This window comes from Cobetia sp. 14N.309.X.WAT.E.A4, assembly GCF_030397495.1.
GTDB classification, from domain to species: domain Bacteria; phylum Pseudomonadota; class Gammaproteobacteria; order Pseudomonadales; family Halomonadaceae; genus Cobetia; species Cobetia marina.
Map to the genome: position 1 here is coordinate 1 of NZ_JAPNXT010000031.1, position 662 is coordinate 662.

General features: G+C 61.8%; 1 protein-coding gene. It reads left to right on the forward strand.

Annotated features, from left to right (window positions below; all coding sequences use genetic code 11):
• A partial coding sequence (locus OW493_RS17165) for a VCBS domain-containing protein (RefSeq protein WP_289864990.1) occupies window positions 1-662 on the forward strand: 662 nt, incomplete at both ends.

Below are 662 nucleotides of genomic sequence, written 5' to 3' on the forward strand. Positions count from 1 at the left end.
CCGATCCGGCCGGCAACACCGCGACCAGCAATGACGTGGGCGAGATCGACGCAAGTGCGCCGGCGTTGACCGTCGACGCACCAGCACTGACCTCCGACACCACACCGACTATCGTCGGGACCACCGACGCCGAAGACGGCAGCACCGTCACGCTGGTCATCACTGACAGTGACGGCAACGAGCAGACCGTTACCGCGACCGTCGAAGATGGCACCTATTCCGTCGATGCCGATACGCCGCTGAGCGAAGGTGAATACAGCGTCGAAGCCACCGTCACTGACCCTGCTGGCAACACCGCGACCAGCAATGACGTGGGCGCCCTGATTGGCGGCGATTCTGGAGAGGTAACGGAGGATGGCGTTACCGAAGCTTCAGGCGCGCTTGTCGATGTCGAAAGTACTGATGTTGTCGCTGGCACCCAAAGTGATGATTACGGCACTTTCAGCGTCAACGAGGCAGGGGAGTGGACCTATACCCTCGATAACGAAGCCGCTGTCGTTCAGGGGTTGAATGACGGTGACACTGTCAGCCAGTCGTTCGTGGTCGAGCTCAGCGATGGCTCGACCACCACGGTCGACATCGTCATCACCGGCGTGGATGACTCGGCGCCGACCATCACCTCGCTGGATGACCAGTCGGTCACTGAGGCGACCGGCGGCACC